This is a genomic window from Kitasatospora sp. NPDC029312, assembly GCF_055569215.1.
The window spans coordinates 30749-44655 of the sequence record NZ_JBVHXY010000001.1 but is presented as its reverse complement, the minus strand read 5'-3'; the positions used below and the strand labels follow the sequence as shown (position 1 = coordinate 44655).

The 13907-nt window shown below is 74.7% G+C and carries 13 protein-coding genes; 5 read left to right on the top strand and 8 right to left on the bottom strand.

What is annotated here, in order from left to right:
• The first annotated feature begins 20 nt into the window (after positions 1–20).
• On the top strand, positions 21–1385 hold the full coding sequence (locus ACZ4WV_RS00215) for a pyroglutamyl-peptidase I (protein WP_465741154.1): 1365 nt from the start codon (positions 21–23) through the stop codon (positions 1383–1385).
• Between the two features lie 265 nt (positions 1386–1650).
• On the opposite strand, the gene ACZ4WV_RS00210 is transcribed toward ACZ4WV_RS00215, so the two are convergent.
• Positions 1651–2136, bottom strand: coding sequence for an inorganic diphosphatase (locus tag ACZ4WV_RS00210; protein ID WP_465741646.1), 486 nt, complete (start codon positions 2134–2136; stop codon positions 1651–1653).
• A gap of 130 nt (positions 2137–2266) precedes the next feature.
• On the opposite strand from ACZ4WV_RS00210, the gene ACZ4WV_RS00205 reads away from it, so the two are divergent.
• Positions 2267–3082 (top strand): hypothetical protein, encoded by an 816-nt coding sequence (locus tag ACZ4WV_RS00205; protein ID WP_465741152.1) that lies wholly within the window; start codon positions 2267–2269, stop codon positions 3080–3082.
• A gap of 18 nt (positions 3083–3100) precedes the next feature.
• Here the strand turns inward: ACZ4WV_RS00205 and ACZ4WV_RS00200 are convergent, their stop codons facing one another.
• From ACZ4WV_RS00200 to ACZ4WV_RS00190, 3 genes are all read right to left on the bottom strand, one after another.
• Positions 3101–3526, bottom strand: coding sequence for a cupin domain-containing protein (locus ACZ4WV_RS00200; RefSeq protein ID WP_465741150.1), 426 nt, complete (start codon positions 3524–3526; stop codon positions 3101–3103).
• Between the two features lie 188 nt (positions 3527–3714).
• Positions 3715–4446, bottom strand: coding sequence for a Mut7-C RNAse domain-containing protein (locus ACZ4WV_RS00195; RefSeq protein WP_465741148.1), 732 nt, complete (start codon positions 4444–4446; stop codon positions 3715–3717).
• 112 nt (positions 4447–4558) lie between these two features.
• Positions 4559–5842, bottom strand: coding sequence for an MFS transporter (locus ACZ4WV_RS00190; protein WP_465741146.1), 1284 nt, complete (start codon positions 5840–5842; stop codon positions 4559–4561).
• 485 nt (positions 5843–6327) lie between these two features.
• On the opposite strand from ACZ4WV_RS00190, the gene ACZ4WV_RS00185 reads away from it, so the two are divergent.
• Together ACZ4WV_RS00185 and ACZ4WV_RS00180 are read left to right on the top strand one after the other, a co-directional pair.
• On the top strand, positions 6328–8691 hold the full coding sequence (locus ACZ4WV_RS00185) for a xanthine dehydrogenase family protein molybdopterin-binding subunit (protein ID WP_465741144.1): 2364 nt from the start codon (positions 6328–6330) through the stop codon (positions 8689–8691).
• An 85-nt stretch (positions 8692–8776) separates the two neighbouring features.
• Positions 8777–9241: a (2Fe-2S)-binding protein gene (locus ACZ4WV_RS00180; RefSeq protein WP_465741142.1), complete on the top strand. Its 465-nt coding sequence runs from the start codon at positions 8777–8779 to the stop codon at positions 9239–9241.
• A 64-nt stretch (positions 9242–9305) separates the two neighbouring features.
• Here the strand turns inward: ACZ4WV_RS00180 and ACZ4WV_RS00175 are convergent, their stop codons facing one another.
• The gene (locus tag ACZ4WV_RS00175; RefSeq protein ID WP_465741140.1) at positions 9306–9713 is read right to left on the bottom strand and encodes a hypothetical protein; all 408 of its coding nucleotides are present in this window, start codon (positions 9711–9713) and stop codon (positions 9306–9308) included.
• 265 nt (positions 9714–9978) lie between these two features.
• On the opposite strand from ACZ4WV_RS00175, the gene ACZ4WV_RS00170 reads away from it, so the two are divergent.
• Positions 9979–11241 carry a hypothetical protein gene (locus ACZ4WV_RS00170; RefSeq protein ID WP_465741138.1) on the top strand — a complete coding sequence of 421 codons (1263 nt, stop codon included), beginning with the start codon at positions 9979–9981 and terminating at the stop codon, positions 11239–11241.
• Positions 11242–11367: 126 nt separating this feature from the next.
• On the opposite strand, the gene ACZ4WV_RS00165 is transcribed toward ACZ4WV_RS00170, so the two are convergent.
• From ACZ4WV_RS00165 to ACZ4WV_RS00155, 3 genes are all read right to left on the bottom strand, one after another.
• On the bottom strand, positions 11368–11973 hold the full coding sequence (locus ACZ4WV_RS00165) for a TIGR03086 family metal-binding protein (RefSeq protein ID WP_465741136.1): 606 nt from the start codon (positions 11971–11973) through the stop codon (positions 11368–11370).
• A 102-nt stretch (positions 11974–12075) separates the two neighbouring features.
• Complete coding sequence (locus ACZ4WV_RS00160; RefSeq protein ID WP_465741644.1) at positions 12076–12846, bottom strand: SDR family NAD(P)-dependent oxidoreductase; 771 nt, start codon at positions 12844–12846, stop codon at positions 12076–12078.
• A gap of 132 nt (positions 12847–12978) precedes the next feature.
• Entirely contained in the window at positions 12979–13680 is a 702-nt protein-coding gene (locus ACZ4WV_RS00155) for a class I SAM-dependent methyltransferase (protein ID WP_465741134.1), read from the bottom strand.
• Positions 13681–13907 lie beyond the last annotated feature (227 nt).

The following is a 13907-nucleotide window of genomic DNA, read 5'->3' as shown; positions in this document are numbered from 1 at the left end:
GGGACCTATTGTCGGTGGACATGACACAGCCTCGCCGTGCCTCCGCCCGCGCCGCCGAACGTCACCCTGCCCGCGCCACCGGACGCGGCTCCGGACGTGCCGGGCGCACCGCCCACCACACCGCCGGACACACCGTCGGCCGCGCCGCCGCTCTGGCCGCCGCCCTCGCCGGGACGTTCGCCGCCCTGCTGGTTCCGGCGACCGCCCAGGCCGAGCAGGCCGGCTGCCGGACCGTCACCACCGCCGCCCTCGACGCCGAGCAGGCCCGCCTCCAGGACGGCCGCACCGCCGCCTTCACCGAGCACACCGGCTTCGACGAGCTGCTGGCGCGCTTCCCCGCCGCTCTCTGCTCCGCCCGCAACACCCGCCGCGCCGAGTGGGTGGTGCAGGCCTGGGGCCGGGCACTCTGGCAGACCGGGCTCGACCGCGCCCAGGGCCGCCGGCCGAGCGGCGCGCTGCCCGCCCGCGACGACCGCCCGCTGTACTGGGCCAGGCTCGCCATGACCGTCCAACTCGCCCGTTGGCAACCGACGTTCGACGTCGACCAGGCCGGTCTGCGGGCCCGCTTCGAGGACTCCTCGCGCGGCCTGGACGACGGCTTCACCGGCGATCCCGGCATCCGACGGGTCTTCGTCAGCGGCTTCGACCCGTACGGCCTGGACACCGAACCGCGCCGCGCCAACCCTTCCGGCGCCGCCGTCCTGCAACTGCACGGCCGGCGGATCACCCTCGCCGACGGCAGCACCGCCGAGGTCCGGGCCGTCGTCCTGCCGGTGCGCTACGGCGACTTCGACGACGGCATCGTGGAACGCGCCTTCGGCCCGCACCTGGTGCCCGGCCCCCAGTCCGCCGACCTGATCACCAGCATCAGCCAGGGCTACCCCGGCGTGTTCACCCTGGAGGCCTGGGCCGGCCGCGCCCGCTCCGCCGACCCGGCCACCGACAACGTGGGCGCCCTCTCCGGCGGCACCAGCACCCACCCGGTCGACGCCCCGGGCCTGGCCGACGGGCCCCAGTTCATCCACACCACCCTGCCCACCGACGCGATGACGGCCGTCCAACAGCCCTACCCGGTCCTGCTCAACACCCCCGTCACGGAGATCCCTGCGGGCTCCACCACCCCGGTCACCCGCGACGACGGGCCCACCCCCGGCTCCCGCGCCGTCGCCGGAGGCGGCGGAGGGTACCTCTCCAACGAGGTCGCGTACCGCTCCAACCGCCTCCGCCTCGACCTCGCCCCCGACCTCCCCGGCGGCCACCTCCACACCCCGGTCCTGACCGGCCTCCCGGCCGATCAAGCCCAGGTGACCTCGCCTGAGTTCGAAGAGAACGAGGCCGCGATCTCGGACCAGGTCGGCGCCATCCTGCGCAGCGCCCGCCTCTGACCACCCGCGCCCGGTGGGCGCCCTGCCCATCGAAAGCCCGGGCCTCCTGGCCCGCCGGACACAGGCGGGCCAGGAATCAGGTCGGCGCGACGGGCATGTGACACCAGCCCACCGCGCCGCCCGATACCTCACAGCGCCCGGCCTCTCCCCCTTCGGTGCCCGCAGCCGACGAGCAACCGCCTGGCTGCCGACGCTCCCCCGCGGTCGCCCCCGGCTCTCGCGCGCCCGTCCGCGCTCCGAGCCTCCGCCCTTCCCGCCGCCCGCCCTACGCCGGGCGGGCGAACCGCGTCCCCGCCGCGCGGGCGCGGGACTCCGCGATCTCCGCGTACGCCGCCTCCGGCCCCGCCCAGTGCGAGCCCTCGACCGACTTGCCGCGTTCGAGGTCCTTGTACACCTGGAAGAAGTGGGTGATCTCCAGCAGGTCGAACTCCCGGAGGTCGCCCACGTCCCGCAGGTCGGCGTAGCGCGGGTCGCGGGCCGGGACGCACAGCACCTTCTGGTCCGGGCCGCGTTCGTCCCGCATCACCCACATGCCGACCGCCCGGCAGGTCAGCACGCAGCCCGGGACGGCGGGCTCGCCGCCGAGGACCAGGGCGTCGAGGGGTTCGCCGTCGCCGCCGAGCGTGCCCTCGACGTAGCCGTAGTCGTTGGGGTAGCGGGTGGCCGTGAAGAGGGTGCGGTCGAGGCGGATGCGGCCCGCGTCGAAGTCCATCACGTACTTGTTCCGGGACCCCTGGGGGATCTCGATCATGACATCGAACTCCGCGAACTCCACCGTGGCCTCCTGCTCGGCATCCTGAGGAGATTGTCCGTCGTCCGGGCCCCGGGGGCACCCGCCGAACGGCCCCCGTCGTTCAGGGCCGGCCGGTAGCATCCGACCCATGGGAAGCTGGCGGGTCACGGTCACGGACCACCGACGTGAGCGCGGCGGTCGTCCGCAGGGGCGCCCGGAAGGGCCGCTGGCGCGGCGGGACGGCTGGGAGGTGCACGGCCGGGACGGCGAGATCAGCTGCGTGGATTCCACCGGCCGGATCCGCTGGCGGCAGCCCTGCCCGGGGCGGCCGAACGCGGCGCACGTCTCCTCCGGCCGGGTGCTGGTCACCACCGACTCCTTCGAGTACACCGCCTGGGGCATCCTCGGCCCGGCCCTGCTGCTGGACCTGGCGGACGGTTCCCCGGTCGCCGAGTTGCGCGGCCAACGCGGCGCGGCGCTGGGCGGGGGTCGTTTCGTGCTCGGGCTGGAGGGCTACGGCACCTTCGCCACCTGGGCCTACGACCGGAACGGCGCCCTCGTCGACTCCTGGCGCAGCTACGGCCACTACGTGGTCGGCAGCGGCCTGCGGGTGGTCGAGACGGACCGCCGCCTCCCCACCGAGAGCCGGGTGGTGCGGCTGTTGCCCGGTGGGCGGATCGAGCGCGGCCCGCTGCTCGCCGACGCCCAGGCCCCGGCGCCGCTGGTGCTGCCCGACGGCACGATGCTGGTGCTGGACGCGGGAGTGCTCCGCGCCGTCGGGCGGGATCTGGACGACGTCGTGCTGGCGGAGCTCCGCCCGCTGGCCCCGGAGGAGCAGCACCGCTTCACCGGTTCGCTGCGCCGCACCGCCGGGGGCCTGGTCGTGACGCTCGTCGAGCGCCATCCGACCCGCATGGGCGACTACACCACCCACGTCTGGACCCTCGGTCTGCACGCGCCGTAGCGCCGCCGTCCGGGCCCCTCACCCGACGGTCGCCGTCCAGGGGCCGTCCTCGGGCCGCGCCTCGGTGTCCGTCCCTGGCCAGGGCGGCATGGTGACGGCGGTGATCCGCAGCGGCTCGTCGGCGTCCGCGTCGGCGCGGAACTGGAAGGCGGTGCCCAGCGGTATCGACACGGCCGTCCCTGGTACCAGGCGGACGGTCTGCTCCCGGCCGTCCTGGCGCCGCCACAGTTCCCCGCTGCCGGCGGTGACCTGCCACAGCTCCTGGACGGTGGCGTGCGACACCGTGTGGGTGACCTGCCCGGGGGCGAGGCGGAAGACGGCGAGGCTGCCCTGCCCGTCCAGGACCAGGAGGGGCCGGACCTCGGCGCCGTCCGGGGCGGTCACCTGGGGTGCGTCATCGAGTTCGGCGGTTCCGAAGGGTTGGTGCACCGGCTGGTTGCTCATCCGACGACCCGGCCTCTCTCTCCTGACCGACCATGGCGCCGCACGTACGCCTCATGAGGCCCCATGGCGGAAACGGTGGCGGAGTTCCTGGGCACATCCCCACCACCGATGAGACCACGACCGTCCGGCGGACCGCCAGGCCCACCGCCGGCCCGGCCGGCCCGCGCCGGCCAAGCACCCGCCCACGGCTATCCCGGAACGCCCCCGAACTCGCGCACCGCGTCGGTGACGATGGCCTCCAGCCGGGCGTGGTGGGCGCCCCGCCAGTAGGCCTGCCCGCACTCCTCACACTGGGCGAAGGCGTCGTAGGAGCGCTCGGTGCCGTCCCGCAGCTGCTCGCGCACCGAGGTCTTGGTCGCGCTGCGCAGCGCGCCGTTGCAGGTGGTGCAGCGGCTCCAGGGCACCAGCGGCGGGGCGAAGCGGGAGAGCACGTCGCGCAGCTGCTCGGCCGGGCGGTGGCTGTAGACGTAGGCACCGGCCCACAGTTCGCGGCGGCGCAGCAGGCCGCGGTCACGGGAGAGCATGATGCGCTGCTCGGCGGCGGAGCGGGCGGCCAGCGCGGCGTCGCCGATGTCGGGGTTCTCGTAGGCGGCGTCGACGCCGAGCAGGCGCAGTCGGCGGGCGAGGGTGCCGAGGTGGACGTCCAGCAGGAAGCGCGGCGGGGCGGGCGAGGGCTGCGGCCTGGTCACGGCCTCGACGGTGAGGTGTTCGCCGTCGGCCGGGACGTGCGAGTCGGGGACGGGCCGTCCGTCCACCAGGAGGGCGCCGACCTCGGTGAGCGGGACGCCCAGGGACTCGACGACGTGGCCGAGGGTGGAGGTGCCGTCGGTGTGCAGCTGGGTGCGGCCGGCCCGCCGGGGCGCGGAGACGAAGAGGTGCAGCTCCGGGGCGAAGTCGAGCCAGATCAGGGGTCTGTCCACGCGGTCAGCATGCCAGCGCGCGGCGGGCGGAGGCCACCGTTTTCCGGGCGTGCCCGCCCGGCCGCGTCCTTGTCAGCGCGGCCCCCTGCCCCCCGGCCGCCCCGTTGCCCGGCTATCCCCGGGCGGCCGCGACCGCCGGGCCGGCGGGCACGGGCCGGCGGCCGCTCGCCGCCCAGCGGGCCACCGGCCCCATCGCGAACCCGGCGACGAGGAAGACCGCGCCGAGCACCAGCCAGCCCGCGAGGCCGCCGTCCAGCAGCAGGGTGGTGAGCAGCAGCGGCCCGACGGTGCGGGCGACGGCCACGCCGGTGCCGAAGAAGCCCTGGTACTGGCCGATCCGCTCCGGCGGGGCCAGGTCGAAGCCGAGCTGCCAGGACCCGGCCGACTGCCGCATCTCGCCCGCGACCTGGAGCACGGCCGCCACCGCCAGCAGTGCGCCGACCGCCCACACCGGCACGTCCAGCGCGGTCAGTCCGCAGACGGCGCAGGAGGCGAGCAGCAGCACCCCCGCCGTACGGACCGCCTTCACCGCCGAGTCCAGTCCGGTGACATCGCGCGCCGCCCGGATCTGGAAGGCCAGCACCGCAACGGTGTTGAGCACGAACAGCGCCGAGCCGAGCCAGCCGATCCCCGGGGCCCGCTCGGCGATCCACAGCGGCAGCACCAGGCTGAGCAGTGGCATCCGCAGCAGCAGCACGGTGTTGACCAGGGTGACGGCGGCGTAGCGGCGGTCCCGCAGCACGGCCAGGCGCGGGCCGGTGCCGGACTCGACTGCGGCGGACGGGACTTCGGGCAGTCGGCGGAGGACCAGCGCACCGGCCAGGAAGCCGAGCGCGGTCACGGTGAAGGCACCGAGGTAGGCGGTCCTGGTGCCGACGGTGAGCGCGACGCCGCCGATGGCGGCGCCGACCGCCAGCCCGCCGTTGAGCGTGGACTGCAGGTGGGCGAGCAGTCCGGTCCGTTCGGCGCGCGGAACGAGGCCGGCGACCAGCGCCTGCCGGGCCGCGGTCAGCCCGGACTGCGCGGTGGCGTAGAGGCAGACGGCGAGCAGGAACGACCCGTAGGAGCGGATCACCAGGAAGGCCGCGACGACGGCCGTGGTGCCGAGGGCGAGCGCCACCGCCGTACGGCGCGGGCCCCGGCGGTCGGCGAGGTGGCCGAGCGGGACGCCGGCGAGCGAGCCGAGCGCCCAGGCGACGGCGAGGCCGATGCCGAGGGCGGTCGGGGACATGCCGACCACGCGGGTGAAGTAGAGCGCGGAGCAGGTGTAGTAGGCGCCGTCGCCCACGGCGCTCGCCAACTGGGCCGCGGCCAGCGTCCGCTGCGGTCCAGCGGGCGGCAGCAGGGCGAACCGGGCGGCGGCACCGCGGTTCGACGTGTCTCTCCCGTTCGGCACTTCTCTCCTGACTGACGGACCAGCCGATCGGCTGGTCAGCTGACGGACTGATGGCATGACGGCCCGGCGCGCGAGCCCGGCGGGCGGGGTCGCGCCGTCGGCGGCGCGCGAGCGCGGCGTTCGCAACCGCTGTCTGTGGGTCTCGGCGTCCTCAAACCCACCCTAGAGGGCGAGTGGACCGGCCGACAGGTCCAGTGATCTTGAGTTTTCCTGGGCCATTTCCCGGGCCGCCGCCGCACCGCCGGGCGACCGCTGAACTGCCGTGCGACGGACCCTGTTGCCCCGCGCGGCCGGTTCACCGCCGTGGGCCCGGCCCCGTCCGCGCCGCCCAAGCGCCGTCCGTACCCGCTCCAACCTCCCCACACAAGCCGACCGAGCGGCTCCACCGCCCCACCAGAGGACCAAGGTTGCCGTGTTGCCCCGCCAGTGGCACCCTCCTATGCTCATCGGCGTTCGCGATCCGGCACCGGGGCCGGGGCCCGTCGGTGCCCGCCCGATCCGGCGCCGCCTCCGGCTCGAAGGGTTTTCCTCCCATCAGCACCTCCACCGCGTCCCCGGACGCCACCGGCCACGCCGGCGGAGCGGCGACGCCGGCCGCCCCCGAGGCCACCGGCCGACGTCGCTTCCTCACCTACCTGCTGGCCGCCCCGACCCTCACCGTCGCCGCCCGGCTCGGCCTGGACGCCGCCGCCCCCGCCACCGCGCAGGCCGCCGTCCAGTCCGCTGCCCAGGCTGCCGAGGCTGCCGCCGCGACCGCCGCGACGCCCCAGAGCGCCTCCGCACCCCCGCAGTTGCTCGGCCTGCCGGGCATTCCGGACGTCCTCGACCTCGGCGACGCGATGATCCTCGCCGGGCTGCCGACCTCACACCTGCTGGTGCTCGAAGTCACCCCCGACGGGCGTGCCGCCCTGCACCTGCCCCGGCTCGAGGTCGGCCAGGGCCTCACCACCGCGATCGCCATGCTCGTCGCGGAGGAACTCGACGCCCGGCTCACCGACGTGGACGTCCCGCTCTCCGACGGCCGGCCCGAGCTGCTCTTCAACCAGCTGACCGGCGGCTCCAACTCGGTGCGCTCACTGTACGATCCGGTGCGCGCCGCGGCCGCCGCCGCCCGCGCCCGGCTGGTGACCGCCGCCGCCGACCGCTGGGACGTTCCCGCGACCACCCTGCGCACCGCCGACTCCGCCGTCCTCGCCCCGGACGGCCGCCGCCTCGGCTACGGCGAACTCGCCGCCGACGCCGCCGCGATCGCCGTTCCCGCCATACCCGCCACCCCCAAGCCGGCCGACCAGCGGCGCCTGGTCGGCAGGCCCACCGGCCGGATCGACGCCCGCGACATCGTCACCGGGCGCGCCGAGTACGCCGGGGACCTCCGGATCCCGGGCGCCGTGCCCACCGTGGTCGCCCGCCCGACCACCATCAACGGCACCCTCAAGTCCCTGGACGCCTCCGTCGCCCGCGCCATGCCCGGGGTGCTCGCCGTGGTGCCGGTCCCCAGCGGCGTCGCCGTGCTCGCCGAGACCTTCGACCAGGCACTCAAGGCCCGCGACGCCCTGCGCACCACGTGGAACCCGGGCCCGGTCGCGGACCTGTCCACCGCCGACATCCAGGCCCGGCTGCGCGCCGCCCACGCACCGTTCCTCCTCCCGCCGCTGCTCACCCCCCACCTGGACGGCGAGTTCGACTTCGCCTTCGTCAACCACGCCCCGATGGAGGTGCTGACCGCCGTCGCCGACGTTCGGCCGGGCCGCGCCGACCTGTGGTTCGCGGCGCAGAGCCCGATCATCGCCCAGCAGACCATCGCCGCCGAACTCGGCCTGCCGCAGAACGCCGTCACCGTCCACGTCGTGCGCGGCGGCGGGTCCTTCGGGCGCCGGCTGTTCTTCGACGCCGCCCTGGAGGCCGCCCGGATCTCCAAGGCCGCCGGCCGCCCGGTCAAACTGATGTGGACCCGCAACGACGACATGCGCCACGGCCGGATGCGGCCCGCCAGCCACCACCGCATCCGCGCGACCTACGGCCTCGGCCAGGTCCTCACCTGGGAGCACCGGGTCGCCACCGTCCGGACCGACCTCTCACACGGCCTCGGCGAGGCGCTCACCGGGGCCGGGTTCAACCTCTCGCTGGCCGGCCTCAGCCTCGCCCAGGCCTTCTTCCTGCTCACCGAGAAGAACCCGTACGACGTCGGCCTCCCCACCCAACTGCTCGCCGAGGTCCCGCTCGCCATGCACACCGGCAGCTGGCGCTCGGTCTACTCGGGCACGGTCCGGGTCGCCGACGAGATCATGATGGACGAACTCGCCCGCCGGATGGGCCAGGACGAGGTCGCCTTCCGCCGCGCCCGGCTGCGTGACACCGCCGGCCGCGCCGTCCTGGACACCGTCGCCAAGGCCGGCGGTTGGGGCCGTCCGATGCCGGCCGGCCAGGCCCAGGGCGTCGGCTACCACGACGAGCACGGCAGCCGGGTCGCCTACCTGGTCGAACTGGACGCCACCGACCGGGCCGCCCCCCGGGTCACCAAGGCGGTGATCGCCGCCGACGTCGGCCAGGTCATCAACCCCCGTGGCTTGGAAGCCCAGTTGACCGGCGCGCTGGTCGACGGTATCTCGGTCATCCTGCAAGCGGGCAACCACATCGACAACGGCGCGGTACGGGAGGGGAGTTACGCCGACTTCCACTACGCCCGGCAGCGGAACACCCCACCGGTGGTCGAGATCCACCTCATGCCGCCGAGCGGATCCCCGGGCGGCGCAGGCGAGTTGGGCGTCCCCGCGGCCTCGGCGGCCGTCGCCAACGCGTACGCGCGCGCGACCGGCACCAGCCCGCGCTCCTTCCCCGTCGACTTCTGAACCGTCGCCCACCGAACCGCCGAACCACTCCACCCGTCCGATCCGACCGAACCGCCGCCGACCGAACCGAGGACCTCCACTCCCCATGCCCACCCACACCTTCGTCCTCAACGGGCAGCCCGTCACCGTGGACGCCCCGGACGACATGCCGCTGCTCTGGGTGCTGCGCGACAAGCTCGGCGTCACCGGCCCCAAGTACGGCTGCGGGGTGGGCGTCTGCCGGGCCTGCACCAGCCACCTCGACGGCCAGGAGTTCCAGCCCTGCACCCGCTCCGTCAAGGACTGCGAGGGCCACACCGTCACGACCATCGAAGGCCTGGCCGACGGCGACGTCCTGCACCCGGTGCAGGAGGCCTGGATCGACTGCGACGTCGCCCAGTGTGGCTTCTGCCAGCCCGGCCAGATCATGACCGCCGTCGCCCTGCTGCGCCGCACCCCCGACCCCACGGACGCGGACATCGACCAGATCCAGAACATCTGCCGCTGCGGCAGCTACCCGCGCATCCGCGAGGCCGTCAAACGCGCGGCGACCGCCGGCCGAACGCACTGACACGCGTGCGCCCCGCCCAGGAAGGCGAATTCCAGGGACGGGGCGCACGCGTGTCAGTGCGGGCTCAGCACTCGGGGATGGTCGGAACGTGGAAGTTCCAGTTGCCGTCCGTGTAGGCCCCGTACACGTAGGCCGTCTGGCCGTGGTAGCCGTAGCTCGTGGAATACACGGTCGTCACCTGGTACCAGACGTTGCCCTGGTTGTTGATGTTCTCGCCGCGAGTCCAGCACACCATGTCGACCGCGTCCCCGGACCACGAGTACGAGTACAGGTCGCCGGCGACCTTGGCCGACCACGAGTACGGCTGCGAGTAGACGCCCACGCCGTGGTTGGTCGGGTGGTTGTTGAGGTAGTACCAGCCGACGGCGTTCGCGTCGCCTGCCGACAGACCGACACCGGCCGCCGCCAGCGCCACCGCCGCCACCGTGGTGCCGCCCCGGCGCCCGATCTTCTTGAGGATGCCCTTGACCATATCGACTCTCCTGTCCGGTCGAACCGTCTCCGCGCCACCGGTTGACCCCGGCGGCGGACACAGCTGACCCGATCCCCACCGGTGTTCGGTACCGCCTGACAGGAACTGACAACAGCTGACACCCGGCCGGCGAGAGCCCCACGGGCCCTCACTCCGACCGAAGTTGGCAGAGCACCGATCGCGGTTGGCCACGCGCCACTATGATCCGGACGCGACGAGCAAGCAGCGCCACCAAGGGATCTGACATCTGACAACAGGGGGCGCCATGGCGCAGCACGGGCAGGAGCCGCGACCGGGGCAGGAACCTCCGGCACCGACCGCCGCCGAAAGCTTCGCGGGCGAGCTCCGCACCCTCCGGCTGGACGCGGGCCAGCCGTCGTTCCGCACGATGGCCAAGAGGGCCGGCTCGATCTCCCACACCACGCTCTACGAGGCGGCCTGCGGCTCCCGCCTCCCCTCATGGCCCACCACGAGGGCCTTCGTCCAGGCGTGCGGCGGCAACGAGGAGCAGTGGCACCGCCGCTGGACCGCCGCCGTCAGCGGCGAACCGCCGGGAGAGCCTCCGCTCGCCGAGCCGCCGCCCGCAGCGCCCGGGCCGGCCCCGGCGCCGGCTTTGGTGCCGGCTTTGGTGCCGGGATCTCTGCAGGTACCGGGGCCGTCGGGGCTGTCCGGGCCGCCGGAGCCATCGCCGCCGGCCGCGCCGCACCCGCACTCACACCCCCGCCGGCTCTGGACGCACGCGCTCAGCCTGCTCCTCGGCCTGGTGCTCGGAGTCCTCGGCACCCTGGGCCTGCTCGCCGTGCGCGCGCCCGCCGCGCAGCCCGACGCGCACGGCTGTCCCCCGGCGGGCCCGGATGCCCCCGACCCGCAGCCGACGCCCACGGCGCAGGACGGCCCGGCCGCGAGCACCGCGCCCCCGTCCTGGATCGCCCGGACCGCCGGTGAACAACGGGCCGGCTCCAGTACGGGGATCACGCTGCCCGTACGCGTCGCGGTCGCCCGAGGGGACGCCCTGGTCGTCTCGATGATGCTCATCAGTACCTGCGATGGCCCGATCAAGGTCACCGACAGTCATGGCGACCGCTTCCAGCTGCTCGGGGACGTGACCGACTCGCTGCGCCACCGGGTGCTCGTCCTCGCCGCCTTCGACGCCTCCGCCCTGACCACCGCCGACTCGATCCGCGCGGACTACCCGCGCGCCGCCGAGTACCACGTCAGCGTGGACGAGTTCCGGGGTGTCACCACCGTGCGGGCCGTCACCCGCGCCTCCGGCGACGCCGGCGGCACCACCTTCACCACCGCGGCCAACGCGGCCGCCTGCGATCCGGGCGACCTCCTGGTGGGCACGGTCGGCAGCAACTCCGGCACCGCTCCCGAGTTCGGCACCGGCTGGACGACCCTGCCGGTGCTGCCGCTGTCGTCGTTCCGCCTCACCACCGCGCACCGGATCACGACCGACCCCGATCACTGCGTGGCCACCGGCCGGACCACCTCCCAGTGGGGCGCCGTTCTGGCCGTGCTGCGGTGAACCGCGCTCTCCACGGACGGGGTTCGGCAGCCGCGGCTTCCGCAGCGGCCCGTTCGCGCCGGCCGAAGTGGCCACGGCGCGTGCTTCGCCCGTGGGCCGGGTACCAGGATTCGCCGCCCGGTACCGTCACGAGCCGATGGCCGCCTGCGGGTCCCGGCCGAAGAAGGCGGCGAGCCGGTCGTACGGCGGGGCGTCCGCCGGGACGGGGACTTCGGGGCCGAACGCCTGCTGTTCGGACTCCTCGCCGCGGTACTCGGGTTTGAGTGCGCCGCGGGCCCAGGCGAGAGCCGCGAGTGCGACCTCGTGGTCCAAGCCGTCCGTGGACTGGCCGGTGGCGCGGGCCAAGTCCCAGGCGTGGGCGGCGAATTCCGCGGTCTGCTGATCCACCGGGAAGCGCGCCGGAAGGGTGTGGCCGCCGGGGAGCTCCACCACCCCGGTGAGGTCGCCGACCGCCCGCCAGGCGTAGATCAGCCGCTCCGCGCCGGCCTCGAAGGCGTGCAGCCAGCCCTCCTCCACCCGCTCGAAGGACTGCGACCAGTCGGGTTGGCCGCCCTGCGCCCGCACGGTGAACTGCCGCAGGTCGAACAGCAGATGGCTGACCAGGTCGCCGACATCCCAGGAGCGGCAGGGGGTCGGGCGCCCGGCCAGCTCCACACCGGTGCCGTCGATCAGGCCGGCGGTCTGGGCGAGGGCCCGGGCGAGCAGCCCGATCGGATCGTCCGCTGCGGTCATGGCACACCTCTCGGTCGGCAAGGGCACGGGTCGTGCCGGGCGATCGTAAGCGCGCGCACCGACGACCGCCCGGCACGACACCGGGCCCCCGTGTACCGGCCGTCAGGCCGCGAAGCCGCCGTCCACCGCCAGCTCCGCGCCGTTGACGTACCGGCCGTCCTCGCCGACCAGGTAGGCGACGGCGGCCGCCACCTCCGCCGCGGTGCCGTAGCGGCCGAGCGCGGTGAGGCCGCGCTGGAAGTCGGCGGACTCCCCGTCGGCCGGGTTCATCTCGGTGTCGATCGGGCCCGGGTGGACCAGGTTGGCGGTGATCCCGCGCGGGCCGAGTTCCCTGGCCAGGCCCTTGGTCAGACCGATCAGCGCGGCCTTGCTGGTGGCGTAGAGCGTGCCGCCGGGAAAGGCGACGCGCTGGGCGATGCAGCTGCCGATGCTGACGATCCGCCCGCCGTCGGCCAGGTGGCCGAGCGCCGCCTGCGCATAGAGGTACGGCGCGCGGACGTTGACCTCCAGCACCCGGTCGAGGTCGTCGAGCCCGACCTCCTCGATCGGCCCCATCGCACCGACGCCCGCGTTGTTCACCAGGACGTCCAGGCGGCCGAACCGCTCGGCGACCGCCGCCACGGCGGCGCGCACCGCCTCGGGGTCGGCGCTGTCCGCCCGGACGGCCCAGCCGGTCCGGCCCATCGCGGTGATCTTCGCGACCACCTCCGCGGCCCGCTCCGCCGCGCCCTGGTAGGTGAGCGCGACGTCGGCGCCCTCCTCGGCCAGTCGCAGCGCGACCGCCGCCCCGATCCCCCGGCTGCCGCCGGTCACCAGGGCCACCTTGCCGTCCAGCGCCGTCGCACCGTTCATCGCCGTCTCCGTCATCGTCATCGTCGTCTCCGCCATCGCGGTCGTCACGGTCATGTGTGCAGAACTCTTCGGTCCGCTCTCGGACATGACTCGATCCTCGGCTGGAACGGCCCGCGGTTCCGGCGGTATTCAGACGTCGCGTTCAACGTTCAACTACGACTCCACACGCCCCCGGTAGTACGACCCGACCGCCGGCTGCCCGGTCCAGTTCGGCCCGGCCGACGGGTCGGCGCCCGCGTACTCGAAGGGCAGCTCGACCGGCCGCCCGCCGTCGAGCAGCAGCAGGTGCCGACGCGCCCGGTAGTCGAAGCCGGCCTCCCGCAGGGCGGCCACCACCTGGCGGGCGGCGCTGGACCCGTCCGGCCGTCGCACGGACTCCGGGTCGAAGTGGGCGGCGAACCGGCCGTCCGGCGTCAGCAAGGCGGCGGCCCGGGCGATCGCGCCGAGCTGGTCGCCGAGGTAGTGCAGGCCGTGCACACAGGTGATCAGGTGGTACGACCGCGCGGGCGTCCAGTCGGCGAGCGCCGCCGTGACCAGCTGTAGCCGGGGCCGGGCGGACACGTCCGACGGCGCGGCGGGCGGCGGAACGGGCGGAGGGGTGAGCGGCCCCACCAGGTCGACGCCGGTGAGTTCGACGCCTGCGGGCAGCACCCGCGCGGCCTCCGCGAGCGCCCGCCCCTCCCCGCTGCACAGGTCGAGCCAGGCGGGCGCCGCGCCACCGTGCTCCCGCAGCCAGGCCGCCGGATCGAAGCCGAGCTCGCGGGCGTAGCTGTTGACGCCGCTGAGCCCCCGCTCACGGTTCATGGCGCTGTTGGCCACCACGGAGCTGCCGGTGAGCGCACTGTCACTGATCAATCGAACCATCATCCGACCCTACCGGCGCCGTCCGCAGCGGGTACCCGGCGACCGGAGGCATCCCCCACCCGCAGGAGGCGCCGGCACACGCAGCCGCACCCGGCACACACACCGGCACCCGACACGGACACCCGGCGCGCGATCCTGCGAACGCGGGGGGGGGGGGGGGGGCGGAAGGGGGGGGGGGGGGGGGGGGGGGGGGGGGGGGGGGGGGGGGGGGGAAGGGG

What these genes read in the sequence shown, in the direction of transcription:
- ACZ4WV_RS00170 (WP_465741138.1), top strand. Translation starts at nt 9,979, where the DNA reads ATGGCGCAGCACGGGCAGGAGCCGCGACCGGGGCAGGAACCTCCGGCA.
- ACZ4WV_RS00200 (WP_465741150.1), bottom strand. Translation starts at nt 3,526, where the DNA reads ATGAGCAACCAGCCGGTGCACCAACCCTTCGGAACCGCCGAACTCGAT.
- ACZ4WV_RS00215 (WP_465741154.1), top strand. Translation starts at nt 21, where the DNA reads ATGACACAGCCTCGCCGTGCCTCCGCCCGCGCCGCCGAACGTCACCCT.
- ACZ4WV_RS00210 (WP_465741646.1), bottom strand. Translation starts at nt 2,136, where the DNA reads ATGATCGAGATCCCCCAGGGGTCCCGGAACAAGTACGTGATGGACTTC.
- ACZ4WV_RS00165 (WP_465741136.1), bottom strand. Translation starts at nt 11,973, where the DNA reads ATGACCGCAGCGGACGATCCGATCGGGCTGCTCGCCCGGGCCCTCGCC.
- ACZ4WV_RS00180 (WP_465741142.1), top strand. Translation starts at nt 8,777, where the DNA reads ATGCCCACCCACACCTTCGTCCTCAACGGGCAGCCCGTCACCGTGGAC.
- ACZ4WV_RS00175 (WP_465741140.1), bottom strand. Translation starts at nt 9,713, where the DNA reads ATGGTCAAGGGCATCCTCAAGAAGATCGGGCGCCGGGGCGGCACCACG.
- ACZ4WV_RS00160 (WP_465741644.1), bottom strand. Translation starts at nt 12,846, where the DNA reads ATGACGATGACGGAGACGGCGATGAACGGTGCGACGGCGCTGGACGGC.
- ACZ4WV_RS00205 (WP_465741152.1), top strand. Translation starts at nt 2,267, where the DNA reads ATGGGAAGCTGGCGGGTCACGGTCACGGACCACCGACGTGAGCGCGGC.